Genomic DNA, 17,770 nt, shown 5'->3' on the forward strand with positions numbered 1-17,770 from the left:
TGACAGTAATTAAACTATGCAGGTGGTGTTAAAAATATGCCTAAAGCAGGAAGGAATACTATGAATACAAGTGCATTGGCAATGAATGAGAGTCAGCTTGGTGGAATAAAGTGGACGAGTAAGTTGCGAATGAAATTTGAGCAAGTTTTCTTTAGATGGGGATTTATTATTGTTGTTATTGGTTTTCTTTTGGGACGAGCATATATATTAACAAATATTTTACCGTTTGCACTGCCATTTTTTGCTGCTGTTTATGTTATGAAGCGGGATAAGATGCCGCTAGCATTTTTAGCTCTAATGGGAGGAGCTCTTTCAGTATCGATAGATAATTTGTTTTTTACCTTTGCATCTATCTTTACCTTCTTCATTTATAATATCTTCTTTAGTCGATTTACACGTAAAACTGTTGGACTTGTTCCATTTCAAGTATTTATCTCCGCATTAACCGCACACTTAGTTGTTGTATATTTTGCGCAACAAACTGTCACCATGTACGATTTACTCGTTAGTACCATTGAGGCTGGACTTAGTTTTGTATTAACTATGATATTTTTACAAAGTGTCCCGCTTTTAGTGGAAAGGAAAGGAAAACAACAGGCATTAGAGACGGAAGAAATTGTTTGTTTGATTATATTACTAGCATCTGTTTTAACGGGTACAACAGATTGGTTTGTATATGATGCTTCTATTCAACATATTTTTACAAGGTATTTAGTGCTAGTATTTGCATTTATTGCGGGTGCTGCCACAGGGTCTACAGTGGGGGTTGTAACAGGACTAATATTAAGTTTAGCAAATGTGTCTAGCTTGTCTCAGCTTAGCCTTCTTGCTTTTTCTGGATTGCTTGGTGGATTGTTAAAAGAAGGAAAGCGTTTAGGTGTTAGTTTAGGTTTATTAATTGGGACAAGCTTAATTACATTATATGTAGACAAACAGACAAATATTGTAACAACTTTAATTGAGTCAGGTGTAGCGATTGTTATCTTCTTATTAACACCGAAGCTTGTTTTGGATCGTATTGCTAAATTTATGCCAGGTACACAAGAGCATTCGCAAGATCAACAACAATATTTAAGAAGGATGCGTGATGTTACAGCAAATAAAATCAACCAATTTGCAAATGTATTTGCTGCTTTATCTAATAGCTTTTCTGTATATGGGTATGTAGAGGAAGAAGATAAAGAGACAGAAGCAGATTTGTTTTTGAGTACAATTACTGCGAAAACATGTCAAACATGCTTTAAAAAGGATCAATGCTGGGTAGTGAATTTTGATAAAACGTACGATTATATGAAACAAATAATGAATGAAACGGAAGAAGGAACCCTGCAACATAATCGTAAATTAGTTCGTGAGTGGGACAAGCATTGTGTGAGAGGGAAAAAAGTGACGGATTTAGTAGCCGGTGAATTAGATCACTTCTATGAGGGACAAAAATTACGAAAACAAATGAAGGAAAATCGTAGAATAGTAGCGGAGCAACTATTAGGTGTATCAAAGGTTATGGAGGATTTTGCTAAGGAGATACAACGAGAGCGTGAAAATCATCAAGTGCAGGAAGAACAGATTATGCAAGCGTTCCGAGATTTTGGTGTTGAAGTAGAGCATGTTGATATTTATTGTTTAGATAGAGGAAGTATTGATATTGAAATGTTAATTCCAGTTGCATCTAATGAACATGGTGAGTGTGAAAAGTTAGTTGCACCGATGCTTTCAGATATCCTTAAAGAAAATATTGTCGTTAAACATGAAGAAAAATCGTCTTATCCAAATGGCCATAGTTTAATATCATTTGGTTCGGCGAAGACGTATTCTCTTGATACAGGATTGGCTACAGCTGCAAAAGGCGGTGGATTTGTTTCGGGTGACTCTTATGCGATGATGGATTTAAGTGTTGGTAAATATGCACTTGCGATTAGTGATGGTATGGGTAATGGGCAAAGAGCTCATATGGAAAGTAAGGAAACGGTGAAATTATTACAAAAAATACTCCAATCAGGCATTGATGAAGAAATAGCAATTAAGTCTATCAATTCAATTCTTTCTTTGAGAACGACAGAAGAAATGTTTACGACATTAGATTTAGCTATGGTAGATTTGCGGGATGCGAGTGCAAGGTTTTTAAAGATTGGATCGACGCCGAGTTTTGTTAAACGCGCAAATAATATTTTGAAAATTGAAGCAAGTAATTTGCCGATGGGAATCATCGAAGATGTTGAAGTTGATGTGGTGGGTGAACAATTAAAAACGGGCGATATTCTTATTATGATGAGCGATGGGATTTTTGAAGGAGCACAGCATGTGGAGAATCATGAATTGTGGATGAAACGAAAAATTAAAGAATTGCAAACCGAAGACCCGCAAGAAATTGCTGATATCATTATGGAAGAAGTGATTCGCTCTTGTGATGGTTATATAAATGATGATATGACTATTGTAGTGGCAAAAGTGAAGAAAAATATGCCGAAGTGGGCTACGATTCCGATTGTAGGAATGCAGGCGCAGTAAAATGTAAGTGGAATGTTTATCTATAATTTGATTTTAAAAACCTAGGTGAATACCTAGGTTTTTTTGTGGGAAAAGGTAATGTTATTAATTTTGTGAATATACACGGAGGATGTAAGATAAAAATGTAATTTTTGTATATCTTTTTTTTGCACAATGTTTGTAAAAGTTGTACCATTGTAGACAAGGTGACTAAGGTTGCTGTTCTTGTTTAATGAAAGGTGATTGCGAAGTTGAAAGATACATTTGTTGAAAAAGTAGATGACTTTGTAAAGCAGCATGATGTATTAAAGAATGATTCAACAATTGTTGTGGGAGTTTCTGGTGGTCCTGACTCGTTAGCGCTTTTATATTATTTATTAGAAAAAAGAGCGGAAAAACAGTTGGAAATTGTAGTTGCTCATGTGGATCATATGTTTAGAGGTGATGAATCTTATGAGGATTTACAGTTTGTGCAGGGCCTTTGTGAAGAACTGGGAATTATTTGTGAAACGATAAGGATTAATGTATCACAATATCAACAGCAATACGGAATGAATGCACAGGTTGCTGCGAGAGAATGCAGATATGCATTTTTGGAAAGAATAATGAAGAAATATGATGCGAGATATGTTGCTCTTGGACATCATGGAGATGATCAAGTCGAGACAATTTTAATGCGTTTTGTAAGAGGGAGTACTCCGAAAGGATATGCAGGAATTGCAGTGAAGCGTCCTTTTCATAATGGATATTTAATTAGGCCGTTACTTGGCGTAACGAAGGAAGAAATTGTTGATTACTGTAATAAGCTAAATTTAATGCCACGTATAGATCCGAGTAATAAAAAGGAAGTATATACAAGGAATCGATTACGTAAATATGTCCTTCCTCATTTGAAAGAAGAAAATCCACAAATGCATGAGAAATTCCAAAAATTTAGCGTGCAGATGCAAGAGGATGAGGCTTATTTGCAGGAATTAGCTTTTGAGAAAATGAATAAAGTAATTACAAAAAAAAGTGATAAACAAATTAGCTTATCAATTCCTGCCTTTGAATCCATGTCTATGCCTTTACAAAGAAGAGGGATTCAACTAATATTAAACTATCTTTATGAATATAAGATTCCATCTTCTCTTTCTTCTATACATATTGACAAGTTGATTGAGTTTTTTAAGCGGACACAACCTTCAGGTTCACTTGATTTTCCGGGTGATTTGAAAATTGTTCGTTCATACGAGGAGTGTAGCTTTAGATTTAAACAAGAAATTGTCTCTCCTTTTTCACAAGATTTATTAGTACCCGGGACCATTACGCTATTGAACGGGGATGAATTTGTAACAGAGGTGAGCGAAGATATACCAAGTAACATGAATGAAACAGTATTTGTTGCTAAGTATAATGATATATCATATCCACTTCGTATTCGTTCTAGAGAAAATGGAGATCGCATGTCAATACAAGGTATGAATGGTACGAAAAAGATAAAAGCTATTTTTATCGAAGCGAAAGTACCGAAAGAAAAAAGAGAAGAATGGCCGGTCGTTTGTGATGCAAGTGGGACTATTATTTGGGTACCCTTGTTGAAACGATCTGCATTTGCAATTTCGAAAGAGATGGCAAAGAAGGATAAATATATGATTATTCACTACAAAAGCAAGGAGTCTTCCGGGAGGATAATGAAATGATGAATCAAGATATCGAAAAAGTATTAATTTCTGAAGAGCAAATACAAGAAAAGGTGCGCGAACTAGGTGCAATTATTGCAGAGGATTATAAAAACACAGTACCTCTTGCAATTGGTGTATTAAAAGGCGCAATGCCATTCATGGCAGATTTATTAAAGAGAACAGATACATATCTTGAAATGGATTTTATGGCTGTATCTAGTTACGGTCACTCTACAGTTTCAACAGGCGAAGTGAAAATTTTAAAAGATCTTGATACTTCTGTAGAAGGTCGCGATATTTTAATCGTCGAAGATATTATTGATAGTGGTCTTACACTAAGCTACTTAGTAGACTTATTCAAATATCGTAAAGCGAAGTCTGTAAAAATTGTTACATTATTAGATAAGCCAACAGGCCGTAAGGTTGATCTGAAAGCGGATTATGTTGGATTTACTGTTCCACATGAATTTGTAGTAGGATATGGATTAGATTATAAAGAGCAGTACCGTAATCTTCCTTATGTAGGCGTATTAAAACCAAGCGTTTACTCAAATTAATTAAATATAGGCTTCACAATTGTATAGGAAAGTTTTTCTATGTTACGATTTACTATAGTGTTTATGCCGTGAGAGGAGGTTAGGAATGAATCGTATCTTCCGTAATACCATCTTTTATTTACTGATATTCTTAGTAGTAATTGGAATCGTGAGCTATTTTAATGGTTCGACACAAAAAACGACATCAGTTAGCTACGACAAATTCATTACTAAACTAGAAAGCGGTGAAGTGCGTAATGTGCAACTTCAACCGAAAAATGGTGTATTTGAGGTAAAAGGACAATTTAATAACTCTAGCCAAGGAGAACAATTTGTTACTTATGCACCAAATACTGAGGAATTACAAAAGAAAATTAATGATAAAGCGAAAGGTGCCGAAGTTAAGTATCAACCAGCAGAAGAAACAAGTGCTTGGGTAACATTCTTTACTTCAATCATTCCATTTGTCATCATCTTCATTTTATTCTTCTTCTTATTAAACCAAGCTCAAGGCGGCGGTAGCCGTGTTATGAACTTCGGGAAAAGTAAGGCGAAGTTATATAATGATGAAAAGAAAAAAGTTCGTTTCAGAGATGTTGCTGGTGCGGATGAAGAGAAACAAGAACTTGTTGAGGTAGTTGAATTCTTGAAAGACCCTCGTAAGTTCTCTGAAGTTGGTGCTCGTATTCCAAAGGGTGTCCTATTAGTTGGACCTCCAGGTACAGGTAAAACTTTATTAGCACGTGCTGTTGCAGGTGAGGCTGGCGTTCCATTCTTCTCTATCAGTGGTTCTGACTTCGTAGAGATGTTTGTCGGTGTCGGTGCATCACGTGTACGTGATTTATTTGAAAATGCAAAGAAAAATGCTCCTTGTATCATTTTCATTGATGAAATTGATGCAGTAGGTCGTCAACGTGGCGCAGGTCTTGGTGGTGGTCATGATGAGCGTGAGCAAACATTGAACCAATTACTTGTTGAAATGGATGGATTCGGTGCAAACGAAGGTATTATTATCATTGCTGCGACAAACCGTCCAGACATTCTTGACCCAGCGTTATTACGTCCAGGTCGTTTTGACCGTCAAATTACAGTAGATCGTCCAGATGTAAATGGCCGTGAAGCTGTACTGAAAGTACATGCGCGTAATAAACCACTTGATGAGCATATTAATTTAAGAGCGATTGCGACTCGTACACCAGGATTCTCTGGTGCGGATCTTGAAAACTTATTAAACGAAGCTGCTTTAGTAGCTGCACGTCAAGATAAGAAGAAAATTGATATGAGTGATATCGATGAAGCGACGGATCGTGTTATTGCAGGTCCAGCTAAGAAAAGTCGTGTTATCTCTGAAAAAGAACGTAATATCGTTGCTTTCCATGAAGCAGGTCATACTGTAATTGGTGTTGTTCTCGATGAAGCAGATGTCGTTCATAAAGTAACAATTGTCCCTCGTGGTCAGGCTGGTGGATATGCGGTAATGCTTCCGAAAGAAGATCGTTACTTCATGACGAAACCAGAGTTACTTGATAAAATCACTGGTTTACTTGGTGGCCGAGTAGCTGAGGAGATTGTATTTGGTGAAGTGAGTACAGGTGCTCATAATGACTTCCAACGTGCGACTGGTATTGCAAGACGTATGGTTACGGAATTTGGTATGAGTGACAAACTTGGACCGATGCAATTTGGTAGCTCGCAAGGTGGTCAAGTGTTCTTAGGAAGAGACTTCCACTCAGAACAAAACTATAGTGATGCGATTGCACATGAAATCGATATGGAAATGCAATCAATTATGAAAGAATGTTATGCTCGTGCAAAACAAATTCTTACTGAAAACCGTGATAAACTAGATATTATCGCACAAACGTTACTTGAAGTAGAAACATTAGATGCAGAGCAAATCAATCATTTATGTGATTACGGCAGATTGCCAGAACGTCCAACATCTTCAGATGATGTGAAAGTAAACATCAACATGAAGAAAGACGATGAAGATAAAGAAGATAAGTAAGAAGTGAAGGAGTGACTATCGTCACTCCTTTTTTGTTTGTTAAAATCTTTGTTAATTACTATTGAGAACTTAGTGGATAAAGTAATTTAAGTAAAACTAGTATTAAAAATTGAAATAGAGAGCAATCTTTTTGTAAAATGATGAGGGTAGGAAAGCTGATTATATAAGTATGTGTGATATGATGTTTTTATAAGTTTTATACATACTGCACAAATATAGATTAAATAAGATAAGTGGTGAGAATATGATTTTTGTATTGGATGTAGGGAACACAAATGCTGTACTAGGTGTGTTTGAAGAGGGGGAACTTCGTCAGCATTGGCGCATGGAAACAGATCGTCATAAGACAGAAGATGAATATGGAATGCTTGTAAAGCAATTGCTTGAGCATGAGGGTCTTTCGTTTGAAGATGTGAAAGGTATTATTGTGTCTTCAGTCGTACCACCAATTATGTTTGCTTTAGAGCGCATGTGTGAAAAATATTTTAAAATTAAACCGCTTGTAGTAGGGCCTGGGATAAAAACAGGACTAAATATTAAATATGAAAATCCGCGTGAAGTAGGCGCAGACCGAATTGTAAATGCAGTAGCAGGAATCCACTTATATGGAAGTCCGCTCATTATTGTTGATTTTGGTACGGCTACTACATATTGTTATATTAACGAAGAAAAACATTATATGGGTGGAGTTATTACGCCAGGAATTATGATTTCAGCAGAGGCTTTATATAGCAGAGCAGCAAAACTTCCTCGTATCGAAATTACAAAACCAAGCAGTGTTGTTGGGAAAAATACAGTAAGTGCGATGCAATCTGGTATTCTTTATGGTTATGTTGGACAAGTGGAAGGTATTGTTAAGCGTATGAAAGAAGAAGCTAGACAAGAACCTAAAGTTATTGCAACAGGTGGATTGGCAAAATTAATTTCCGAAGAATCGAATGTAATTGATATTGTAGATCCGTTTTTAACGTTAAAAGGTTTGTATATGTTATATGAACGTAATGCAAATTTACAGCATGAGAAAGGTGAATAAATACGTATGAAAGATTATTTAGTAAAAGCGTTAGCATTTGATGGAGAAGTGCGTGCGTATAGTGTGCGTACAACAAATACAGTAAGTGAGGCGCAAAGACGTCATGATACATGGAGAACAGCTTCAGCGGCACTAGGGCGTTCTTTGACTGCGGGTACAATGATGGGCGCAATGTTAAAGGGCGAGCAAAAGTTAACGATTAAGGTAGAAGGTAACGGTCCAATTGGCCCTATCTTAGTAGATGCTCATGCAAATGGAGATGTACGTGGTTATGTAACGAATCCGCATGTTGATTTTGAAGGAACAGAACAAGGGAAGTTACGTGTATATCAAGCGGTAGGTACAGAGGGGTTTGTAACTGTAATTAAAGATATTGGAATGCGTGAGCCGTTTATTGGTCAATCTCCAATCGTTTCAGGAGAATTAGGAGAAGACTTTACGTATTATTTTGCAGTTTCTGAACAAACGCCTTCTTCTGTAGGTGTTGGTGTTCTTGTAAATGGAGATGATAGCATATTAGCGGCAGGTGGATTCATCCTTCAAATTATGCCGGGTGCGCAAGATGAAACGATTTCATTTATTGAAGACCGTTTACAAAAGATTCCACCTGTATCAACGTTGATTGAACAAGGTCTTTCTCCGGAAGAGCTACTATATGCAGTTCTTGGAGAAGATAAAGTAAAAGTATTAGAAACAATGGATGTTCAATTTAATTGCACATGCTCACGCGAGCGTATTGAGAGTGTATTAATTAGTTTAGGTAAAACAGAGTTAGAGCAAGTTCGTGAAGAAGAGGAAGAGACAGAAGTTCACTGTCATTTCTGTAATGAACGATACAAGTTCTCTAAAGAAGATATTACAAATTTAATCGAGAATTTGTAATAAGGGAATTAAGAGGAGCAACCCTCCAAATGAATTGACAAACAGGGAATTTTCTGACAAAATCTAAATATAGATAAAACCAATAAAAATACTCGGTGTTAGGAGTGACAGGAATGCGAGTGGCACAATCAGTTTCAGAATTAATCGGGAAAACGCCGATCGTTAAGTTGAACCGCATCGTAGAATCAGACAGCGCAGATATATACTTAAAATTAGAATTTATGAATCCGGGGAGTAGTGTTAAAGATCGTATCGCATTAGCTATGATTGAAGATGCTGAAAAAAAGGGATTATTAAAAGAGGGCGATACAATCATTGAGCCGACAAGTGGTAACACAGGAATTGGTTTAGCGATGGTAGCGGCTGCTAAAGGATATAATGCAATCTTAGTAATGCCAGAAACAATGAGTATTGAGCGTCGTAATTTATTACGTGCTTACGGTGCGGAATTAGTATTGACTCCAGGGCCTGAAGGAATGGGTGGAGCAATTCGTAAAGCGACTGAATTAGCAAAAGAACATGGCTACTTTATACCACAACAGTTCAAAAACCAATCGAATCCAGAAATTCACCGTTTAACAACAGGTCCAGAAATTATTGAACAAATGGGCGACCAATTAGATGCGTTTATTGCAGGTATTGGTACAGGTGGAACGATTACTGGTGCTGGTGAAGTACTGAAGGAAGCGTATAAAGATATTAAAATTTATGCAGTAGAACCTGCAGATTCACCAGTATTATCTGGTGGGAAGCCAGGTCCACATAAAATCCAAGGAATTGGGGCGGGATTTGTTCCGGAGACGTTGGATGTAGAAGTATATGATGAAATTATTCAAGTGAAAACAGAGCAAGCATTTGAATATGCGAGAAGAGTGGCTAAAGAGGAAGGTATTTTAGTTGGTATCTCTTCAGGCGCAGTTATTTATGCAGCAACAGAAGTTGCGAAAAAGTTAGGTAAAGGGAAAAAGGTACTTGTTATTATCCCAAGTAACGGTGAACGTTATTTAAGTACACCACTTTATCAATTTGAATCCTAATTAAACGCGATTGAAAAAGCATCCTTGAAAAAGGGTGCTTTTTCTTTTGGGATTGGAAATAGGAAAAGAGTGAATGACTAGAAAACTTCATGTAAAATAAGAGGTAGTATAATTAAATTATTTTCACTAGCCTTCGAGTATAATCAATCTCTATATAAATAACTTATGTAGTTTGAGCTGGTTTATCTAAGAGGGTGGGATAAAAGAAGACGGGGTGTTGATATGCAACGAAGAAAATCTTTAGCGCTTTCTATTCCATATCAGTTAGATTTCTTTAAGCAATATAAATTTCTTTCTCAGGGTAAATCGCAACATATTTTGTTAGAAAGCGGCCGTGGCGGTCGTTATAACATTGTAGGGCTGAACCCAGTAGCGGTAATTCGAGGGAAGGATGAAACGTTACATATAAGTGAAAGTGGTAAGGAAACAATAAAACGAGGGAATCCGTTAGATTTAATGCAAGAATATATGGAACAATGGAAGACGGACTATAACCCAGAGTATCCGCCTTTTCAAGGTGGTGCAATTGGCTATTTCAGTTATGACTGTATCCGTTATATTGAAAAGCTGCCTTCTCTTGCGGAAGATGATATTAATATACCTGACATCTTCTTTTTATTATTTGATGACGTATTTGTCTATGATCAAAAAGAACAAGTGTTATGGGTTATTACGCATTATGTAGATAAATATGAAGAGGCGAATGAACGGCTAAATGAGTGGAAGAGTCTTTGGATGACAGAAGCGCCTGAAGTGACCGTGCCTTTTGAAAGTCCTGAAAAGAAAAGTGAAGCAGTTGCTTTTACTGAAGCCAGCTTTATGAAGGCAGTTGAATGTATTCAAGAATATATTGGGGCGGGTGATGTGTTCCAAGTAAACTTGTCGACGAGACAAGAAAGAACGTTACAGACACACCCACTAGAAATTTATACAAGTCTTCGTGAGATTAATCCATCTCCATATATGGGTTACCTGGAGCTTGGGGATTTTCAAATTGTTAGTGGATCGCCAGAGTTGTTAATTAAGAAACAAGGAACTGAAGTAAGTACAAGACCGATTGCTGGAACGAGATCTAGAGGCGCGGATGAGCAAGAGGATGAAGAATTAGCAAGAGAATTAATTGAGAACGAAAAAGAAAGAGCAGAGCATGTAATGCTTGTGGATTTAGAAAGAAATGATTTAGGACGTGTTTGTAAATATGGAACTGTAGAAGTAGATGAATTTATGGTAATTGAGAAATACTCACATGTTATGCATATTGTTTCTAATGTGCGTGGTGAGGTGGAAGAAGATAAGGATGCTTTTGATTTAGTGAAGGCTGTATTCCCTGGGGGAACAATTACTGGTGCCCCAAAAATACGTACGATGGAAATTATTGAGGAATTAGAACCTGTTCGAAGAGGGATTTATACAGGTTCAATCGGTTGGATTGGTTATTCTGGAGATACAGAATTGAATATTGTAATTAGAACACTTCTTGCTAAAGATGGAAAAGCTCATGTACAAGCAGGGGCGGGAATTGTAATTGATTCAAATCCGGAAAATGAATATAAAGAGTCGTTAAAAAAGGCGATTGCTTTATGGCGTGCAAAAGAACGTAGCGAAGAAACGGTTAGGTGAGAGAAATGATATTAATGATTGATAATTATGATTCTTTTACATTTAATTTAGTGCAGTTTCTTGGAGAACTTGGACAAGAGCTCGTTGTTAAACGTAACGATGAAGTGACCATTTCAGATATTGAGAATATGAAACCAGATTTTCTAATGATTTCTCCAGGCCCATGTAGTCCTAATGAAGCTGGGATTAGTATGGAAGCTATTAAATACTTTGCTGGAAAGACTCCGATTTTTGGTGTTTGTCTAGGGCATCAATCTATTGCACAAGTGTTTGGGGGAGAGGTTGTCCGTGCAGAGCGATTAATGCATGGAAAAACCTCGCTTATGCATCATGATGGAAAGACGATTTTTTCGGATATTCCTAATCCGTTTACTGCGACGCGCTATCATTCCCTTATTGTTAAGAAAGAGACGTTACCCGATTGCTTAGAGGTAACATCTTGGACAGAGGAAGGGGAAATTATGGCACTTCGTCATAAGGCATTGCCGATAGAGGGTGTGCAATTCCATCCAGAATCTATTATGACTTCTCATGGGAAAGAGCTGTTGCAGAATTTCATTCGTAAATACAGTCCAAGTGCGACATTATGTTAATTTACGTAAATGGTCAGTATGTAGAAGCAAGTGAAGCGAGAATTTCTCCTTATGATCATGGTTATTTATATGGTCTTGGAGTTTTTGAAACGTTTCGTATTTATAATGGTCATCCTTTCTTATTGGATGATCATTATAACCGTTTAATAGAGGCGCTGGATACATTGCAAATTAAATGGACAATGACAAAAAATGATGTAATGCTTATTTTGAAAGATTTACTCGCTAAGAATGAATTGAAGCATGCATATGTACGTTTTAATGTATCAGCGGGTATAGATGAAATAGGATTACAAACGGAAATGTATGAAGAGCCTTCTGTTATTGTTTTTATAAAACCTTTAACAGCTCCAGGGGATGTAGTGGAAAAAGAAGGTGTTATTCTAAAACAAGTGCGAAATACACCGGAAGGGACATTTCGCCTGAAGTCTCATCACTATTTAAATAATATTTTAGGGAAGCGTGAAATTGGAAATGTTGTGAGTAAGGAAGGTATTTTCCTCACTGAAGCAGGTTATGTTGCAGAGGGTATTGTTTCGAATCTATTTTTTGTGAAAGGTGATGTTTTATATACACCTTCGTTAGAGACAGGGATTTTAAATGGTATCACTCGTGCGTTTATTATAAAGAGTGCTGAAGAATTAAATATAGAAGTAAAGGAAGGTTTCTTTACAAAAGATGAGCTACTTTCAGCGGATGAAGTCTTCGTAACAAACTCCATTCAAGAAATTGTTCCGCTTTATCGTATAGAAGCGCAGGATTTCCCGGGTAAAGTAGGAGTGGTTACAAAAAGTTTAATGTACCTTTATGGAATGCAAAGAGAGAAATTATGGAGCAGAAATGAATTACGAAGAGGAGATGTGTAGTTTGAAGTGGGATTATGATTTGCGCTGCGGCGAATATACATTGAATTTAAATGAAAAAACATTAATTATGGGGATTTTAAATGTAACACCAGATTCGTTTTCTGATGGTGGGAGTTACAACGAGGTAGATGCTGCGGTACGTCACGCAAAAGAAATGCAAGGTCAAGGTGCTCATATTATTGATATTGGTGGCGAATCTACTCGCCCAGGTTTTGCTAAAGTATCAGTAGAAGAAGAAATAAAGCGAGTTGTCCCGATGATTCAAGCAGTTTCAAAAGAAGTAAAATTGCCTATATCTATCGATACATATAAAGCTGAAGTTGCAAAGCAAGCAATTGAGGCTGGTGCTCATATTATTAATGATATTTGGGGAGCGAAGGCGGAGCCAAATATTGCTGAAGTCGCAGCTCATTATGATGTACCCATCATTTTAATGCATAACCGCGATAATATGAATTATCGTAATTTAATGGCGGATATGATTGCTGATTTGTATGACAGTATTAAAATTGCTAAAAATGCTGGTGTGCCAGATGAGAATATTATTTTAGATCCAGGTATCGGTTTTGCTAAAACACCTGAGCAGAACTTAGAGGCGATGCGTAATTTAGAACAGTTAAATGTGCTAGGTTATCCGGTTCTCTTAGGTACTTCGAGAAAGTCCTTTATTGGGCACGTATTAGATTTGCCAGTGGAGGAACGTCTTGAGGGAACAGGAGCTACCGTTTGTCTTGGTATTGAAAAGGGCTGTGAGTTTGTTCGTGTCCATGATGTGAAAGAAATGGCGCGTATGGCTAAAATGATGGATGCGATGATTGGTAAGGGGGTAAGGTAATTGGATAAAATTTATATCCATGATATGGAGTTTTATGGTTATCATGGTGTGTTCCCAGAGGAGAATAAATTAGGTCAGAGATTTAAAGTTGACTTAACGGTGGAGTTGGATTTAAAGCGTGCAGGGGAAAGTGATGACTTAGAGCATTCGGTCAATTATGGAGAGCTTTTCGAATTATGTAGAAAAGTTGTTGAGGATAGAAAGTATAAGCTTGTGGAGAGTATCGCTGAAAATATTGCTGCAGATATATTAAAACAATATGAAAGTATTTCACGCTGTACAATTAAGGTAATTAAGCCGGATCCACCGATACCGGGTCATTATCGTGCTGTAGCAGTAGAAATTACGAGAGAACGTCCATGAACAATATAGCTTACATTGCATTAGGGTCAAATATTGGAGAGCGTTATACGTATCTAACTGAAGCGATTCAGTTTTTAAATAAAAATCCTTATATTCAGGTTGATGATATTTCATCTGTATATGAAACTGAGCCAGTTGGCTATACTGACCAAAGTTGTTTTTTAAATTTAGTTATAAAAATTTCTACCAATTTATCACCACAAGAGTTATTGAAAGTAACACAAAAAGTAGAAAATGACCTAGGAAGAAAAAGGGAAATTAGGTGGGGGCCGAGGACTATCGACCTTGACATTTTACTTTATAATCAAGAGAATATTGAAGCAGAGAATCTTATTGTTCCGCATCCGCGGATGTTTGAAAGAGCTTTTGTTATCGTTCCGTTGTTAGAGATTAATCAAGACATAAAACAAAACATTTCACGTTCACAAGTAGAAGAAATGAAAAGGCGAGAGGGAGTAACGGTATGGAAGCAGAAAAATGGGGAAGACGCATTCGTGCTTTTCGAAAGCTAAAAGGCTATACACAAGAAGGTTTTGCTAAAGAACTAGGGGTATCTGTATCTGTTTTAGGTGAGGTTGAGAGAGGGAATAGATCGCCTTCTCAAGATTTTGTAGTAGAAGTTGCTAAGGCATTAAATGTTTCGATAGAGGAATTAATGCCAAAGTGATTGTACAGGAAGGAGTAGGTTGATTGTTAAAGATTGCAAATATCGAGATGAAAAATCCGGTTGTACTAGCACCGATGGCGGGAGTGTGTAACTCTGCATTCCGTTTAACAGTAAAAGAATTTGGTGCCGGCTTAGTTTGTGCTGAAATGGTAAGTGATAAGGCAATATTACTTAATAATAAAAGAACATTAGATATGTTATATATCGACGAGAGAGAAAAGCCATTAAGTTTACAAATTTTTGGTGGAGAGAAAGAAACTCTTGTAGATGCTGCGAAATATGTAGATAAATATACGACAGCAGACATAATTGATATTAATATGGGTTGTCCAGTGCCGAAAATCGTTAAATGTGATGCGGGGGCAAGGTGGCTTTTAGATCCGAATAAAATATATGAAATGGTAGCAGCGGTTGTAGATGCTGTTGAAAAGCCGGTTACAGTTAAAATGCGTATCGGTTGGGATGAAGAACATATTTTCGCAATAGAAAATGCTAGGGCTGTTGAGCGTGCTGGTGGCCAAGCTGTGGCGGTTCACGGACGTACACGAGTGCAAATGTATGAAGGAAAAGCGGATTGGGATATTATTAAACAAGTAAAACAATCTGTAAATATCCCGGTTATCGGAAATGGTGATGTCGCAACGCCGCAAGATGCAAAGCGTATGCTTGATGAAATTGGTGTAGATGGTGTTATGATTGGTCGTGCGGCTCTTGGAGATCCGTGGATGATTTATCGTACGGTAAAGTATTTGGAGACGGGTGAATTAATGCCGGAACCAACAGTGCGCGAGAAAATTGATGTATGTATGTTACATCTAGATCGTCTTATTGACTTAAAGAACGAAAGTGTCGCTGTAAGAGAGATGAGAAAACATGCAGCTTGGTATTTAAAAGGTGTTCGTGGTAATGCGAGTGTACGTAATGGTATTAATGCTTGTAACACACGGGAAGACCTTGCGAATGTGTTAGGTACATTTGTAGAAGAAGTGGAAGCGAAACAACAAACAATTTACGTTGGTTAATAATGGACATAGGAGATTGACATTCTTCTATACACTTCCTATAATTACGTGAAAGAAAGAAGAGCTGCCAGTTAGTTGCTGGCAGTTTTTCTAGTTGAGTAGAAAATGCTATACTGTATATATTGTAAAATTAAATAGAGCTGGAGTGATATCAATATCATGGATAACATGAACCACGAAGAATTAAACGACCAATTGATTGTTCGTCGTGAAAAGCTACATAATTTACGTGAACAAGGAATTGACCCGTTCGGTAAAAGATTTGAACGCACAAATTCAACAACTGATTTAGTGAGTCTATATGGAGAGTTCTCTAAGGAAGAATTAGAGGAGAAGGAAATCGCTGTTTCTATCGCTGGTCGTATTATGACAAAACGCGGAAAAGGGAAAGCTGGATTTGCACACGTTCAAGATTTACATGGACAAGTTCAAATTTATGTTCGTAAAGATGCTGTTGGAGATGACGAGTACGAATTATTTAAAACAGCAGATTTAGGTGATTTAGTAGGTATTGAAGGTAAAGTGTTCAAAACAAACGTTGGAGAACTTTCAGTAAAAGCAACAGGCTTTACGCTATTAACGAAATCTCTTCGTCCATTACCAGATAAATACCATGGATTAAAAGATGTTGAACAACGCTACCGTCAACGTTACTTAGACTTAATTACAAGTATGGAAAGTCGTGAAACGTTCGTTACTCGTAGTAAAATCATTCGTGAGATGAGAAGATACCTAGATGACAACGGTTATCTTGAAGTGGAAACACCTATGATGCATGCAATTGCAGGTGGAGCTTCTGCGCGTCCTTTCACTACACATCATAATGCGTTAGATATGGAATTATATATGCGTATCGCAATTGAGCTACATTTAAAGCGTCTTATTGTAGGTGGTTTGGAAAAAGTATATGAGATCGGCCGTGTATTCCGTAATGAGGGTGTATCAACTCGTCATAACCCTGAGTTTACGATGATTGAATTATATGAAGCATACGCTGATTATAAAGATATTATGAAGTTAACAGAAGATATGGTTGCTCATATCGCGAAAAAAGTACTGGGTACAACAACAATCCAGTATGGTGATTATGAAATTAATCTAGAACCAGAATGGACACGTCTTCATATGGTAGATGCGATTAAGCAATACTCTGGAGCTGATTTCTGGAATCCGATGAGTGTAGAAGAAGCACGTGAGCTTGCAAAAGAACATAATGTAGAAATTAAAGATACAATGGAAGTTGGTCATATTATAAATGAATTCTTCGAACAAAAAGTAGAAGATAAATTAATCCAACCAACATTTATTTACGGTCATCCGGTAGAAATCTCGCCGCTTGCGAAAAAGAATGATGAAGATCCAAGATTTACAGATCGTTTCGAATTATTTATCGTTGCGCGTGAACATGCAAATGCATTCACTGAGTTAAATGATCCAATCGATCAAAAAGAACGTTTTGAAGCGCAATTAAAAGAGCGCGAACAAGGTAATGATGAAGCTCATATGATGGATGACGATTATATTGAAGCTCTTGAGTACGGTATGCCTCCTACGGGTGGATTAGGAATCGGTATTGATCGTCTAGTTATGTTATTAACAAATGCACCATCTATTCGTGATGTATTATTATTCCCTGCTATGCGCCATAAACAAGACTAAGCTTTGGAGATTTCTCCAAAGCTTTTTTTATTTGAGCATGAGTTGCGTGGGTATAGTAAATCTTGATAGTGCGAGAAATTATATTTATATAGAAGAAAGGTGCTGTTTTTATACTTTTTTACTAAGTTAAAAATTTTATTAGAAAAACTATTGCATTTTAATAATCAAACTGGTATATTTATATTCGTTGCCACGAAAGGTAACAAACAAAACAAACGAAAAACAACTTATTGAAAAAAGTTGTTGACGAAAATATAACGAAATGTTATATTGATAAAGTCGCTTCTGAGCGACGAAGTAGTTCTTTGAAAACTGAACGAAACAAACAACGTGAAACGTCAATTTTTATTTTAGATGCTAGACAAACTAACTTTATTGGAGAGTTTGATCCTGGCTCAGGATGAACGCTGGCGGCGTGCCTAATACATGCAAGTCGAGCGAATGGATTAAGAGCTTGCTCTTATGAAGTTAGCGGCGGACGGGTGAGTAACACGTGGG

General features: G+C 37.0%; 16 protein-coding genes and 1 rRNA gene (1 of these 17 cut by a window edge). All 17 read left to right on the forward strand.

The features are described from left to right. Window positions 1-36: 36 nt before the first annotated feature. Window positions 37-2,508, forward strand: coding sequence for a stage II sporulation protein E (gene spoIIE, locus V6946_RS00340; protein WP_001123552.1), 2,472 nt, complete (start codon window positions 37-39; stop codon window positions 2,506-2,508). Window positions 2,509-2,738: 230 nt separating this feature from the next. Next, window positions 2,739-4,169 (forward strand): tRNA lysidine(34) synthetase TilS, encoded by a 1,431-nt coding sequence (tilS, locus tag V6946_RS00345; protein ID WP_006915737.1) that lies wholly within the window; start codon window positions 2,739-2,741, stop codon window positions 4,167-4,169. Beyond that, entirely contained in the window at window positions 4,166-4,708 is a 543-nt protein-coding gene (gene hpt, locus V6946_RS00350) for a hypoxanthine phosphoribosyltransferase (protein WP_000981842.1), read from the forward strand. Before tilS ends, hpt begins: the two co-directional genes overlap by 4 nt. Before the next feature lie 85 nt (window positions 4,709-4,793). Continuing rightward, window positions 4,794-6,695 (forward strand): ATP-dependent zinc metalloprotease FtsH, encoded by a 1,902-nt coding sequence (gene ftsH / locus V6946_RS00355; protein ID WP_001079667.1) that lies wholly within the window; start codon window positions 4,794-4,796, stop codon window positions 6,693-6,695. 244 nt (window positions 6,696-6,939) lie between these two features. Further along, window positions 6,940-7,728: a type III pantothenate kinase gene (locus V6946_RS00360; RefSeq protein WP_000578368.1), complete on the forward strand. Its 789-nt coding sequence runs from the start codon at window positions 6,940-6,942 to the stop codon at window positions 7,726-7,728. A gap of 6 nt (window positions 7,729-7,734) precedes the next feature. Continuing rightward, window positions 7,735-8,610, forward strand: a complete 876-nt coding sequence (gene hslO / locus V6946_RS00365; RefSeq protein WP_000656372.1) for a redox-regulated molecular chaperone HslO — start codon at window positions 7,735-7,737, stop codon at window positions 8,608-8,610. 113 nt (window positions 8,611-8,723) lie between these two features. Further along, window positions 8,724-9,647: a cysteine synthase A gene (gene cysK, locus V6946_RS00370; protein WP_001261712.1), complete on the forward strand. Its 924-nt coding sequence runs from the start codon at window positions 8,724-8,726 to the stop codon at window positions 9,645-9,647. Window positions 9,648-9,869: 222 nt separating this feature from the next. Then, a complete protein-coding gene (gene pabB, locus V6946_RS00375; RefSeq protein ID WP_001189722.1) occupies window positions 9,870-11,267 on the forward strand; it encodes an aminodeoxychorismate synthase component I in 1,398 nt (465 codons plus the stop codon). 5 nt (window positions 11,268-11,272) lie between these two features. Then, on the forward strand, window positions 11,273-11,860 hold the full coding sequence (gene pabA, locus V6946_RS00380; RefSeq protein ID WP_006915733.1) for an aminodeoxychorismate/anthranilate synthase component II: 588 nt from the start codon (window positions 11,273-11,275) through the stop codon (window positions 11,858-11,860). Then, window positions 11,854-12,726, forward strand: coding sequence for an aminodeoxychorismate lyase (gene pabC / locus V6946_RS00385; protein ID WP_000909884.1), 873 nt, complete (start codon window positions 11,854-11,856; stop codon window positions 12,724-12,726). Before pabA ends, pabC begins: the two co-directional genes overlap by 7 nt. Next, on the forward strand, window positions 12,701-13,561 hold the full coding sequence (folP, locus tag V6946_RS00390) for a dihydropteroate synthase (protein ID WP_153598816.1): 861 nt from the start codon (window positions 12,701-12,703) through the stop codon (window positions 13,559-13,561). Before pabC ends, folP begins: the two co-directional genes overlap by 26 nt. Continuing rightward, complete coding sequence (folB, locus tag V6946_RS00395) at window positions 13,562-13,924, forward strand: dihydroneopterin aldolase (protein WP_000358062.1); 363 nt, start codon at window positions 13,562-13,564, stop codon at window positions 13,922-13,924. Further along, window positions 13,921-14,436 (forward strand): 2-amino-4-hydroxy-6-hydroxymethyldihydropteridine diphosphokinase, encoded by a 516-nt coding sequence (gene folK, locus V6946_RS00400; protein WP_001059450.1) that lies wholly within the window; start codon window positions 13,921-13,923, stop codon window positions 14,434-14,436. Before folB ends, folK begins: the two co-directional genes overlap by 4 nt. Then, entirely contained in the window at window positions 14,388-14,591 is a 204-nt protein-coding gene (locus tag V6946_RS00405; RefSeq protein ID WP_000387031.1) for a helix-turn-helix domain-containing protein, read from the forward strand. The genes folK and V6946_RS00405 overlap by 49 nt, the downstream gene beginning before the upstream one ends. Window positions 14,592-14,614: 23 nt before the next feature. Continuing rightward, on the forward strand, window positions 14,615-15,613 hold the full coding sequence (gene dusB / locus V6946_RS00410; protein WP_000912251.1) for a tRNA dihydrouridine synthase DusB: 999 nt from the start codon (window positions 14,615-14,617) through the stop codon (window positions 15,611-15,613). Window positions 15,614-15,772: 159 nt separating this feature from the next. Then, window positions 15,773-17,272, forward strand: coding sequence for a lysine--tRNA ligase (lysS, locus tag V6946_RS00415; RefSeq protein WP_000369668.1), 1,500 nt, complete (start codon window positions 15,773-15,775; stop codon window positions 17,270-17,272). 372 nt (window positions 17,273-17,644) lie between these two features. Beyond that, window positions 17,645-17,770: ribosomal RNA gene (locus V6946_RS00420) — 16S ribosomal RNA — on the forward strand; it runs 1,426 nt beyond the window's last position.

The sequence above is a fragment of the Bacillus sp. PPSBB_2 genome (assembly GCF_045291115.1).
Lineage (GTDB): Bacteria > Bacillota > Bacilli > Bacillales > Bacillaceae_G > Bacillus_A > Bacillus_A cereus.

Coding starts and splice junctions, on each gene's coding strand:
- cysK (WP_001261712.1), top strand. CDS start 8,724: ATGCGAGTGGCACAATCAGTTTCAGAATTAATCGGGAAAACGCCGATC.
- spoIIE (WP_001123552.1), top strand. CDS start 37: ATGCCTAAAGCAGGAAGGAATACTATGAATACAAGTGCATTGGCAATG.
- V6946_RS00360 (WP_000578368.1), top strand. CDS start 6,940: ATGATTTTTGTATTGGATGTAGGGAACACAAATGCTGTACTAGGTGTG.
- V6946_RS00405 (WP_000387031.1), top strand. CDS start 14,388: ATGGAAGCAGAAAAATGGGGAAGACGCATTCGTGCTTTTCGAAAGCTA.
- pabC (WP_000909884.1), top strand. CDS start 11,854: ATGTTAATTTACGTAAATGGTCAGTATGTAGAAGCAAGTGAAGCGAGA.
- pabA (WP_006915733.1), top strand. CDS start 11,273: ATGATATTAATGATTGATAATTATGATTCTTTTACATTTAATTTAGTG.
- hslO (WP_000656372.1), top strand. CDS start 7,735: ATGAAAGATTATTTAGTAAAAGCGTTAGCATTTGATGGAGAAGTGCGT.
- hpt (WP_000981842.1), top strand. CDS start 4,166: ATGATGAATCAAGATATCGAAAAAGTATTAATTTCTGAAGAGCAAATA.
- folK (WP_001059450.1), top strand. CDS start 13,921: ATGAACAATATAGCTTACATTGCATTAGGGTCAAATATTGGAGAGCGT.
- pabB (WP_001189722.1), top strand. CDS start 9,870: ATGCAACGAAGAAAATCTTTAGCGCTTTCTATTCCATATCAGTTAGAT.
- ftsH (WP_001079667.1), top strand. CDS start 4,794: ATGAATCGTATCTTCCGTAATACCATCTTTTATTTACTGATATTCTTA.
- folP (WP_153598816.1), top strand. CDS start 12,701: ATGAATTACGAAGAGGAGATGTGTAGTTTGAAGTGGGATTATGATTTG.
- lysS (WP_000369668.1), top strand. CDS start 15,773: ATGGATAACATGAACCACGAAGAATTAAACGACCAATTGATTGTTCGT.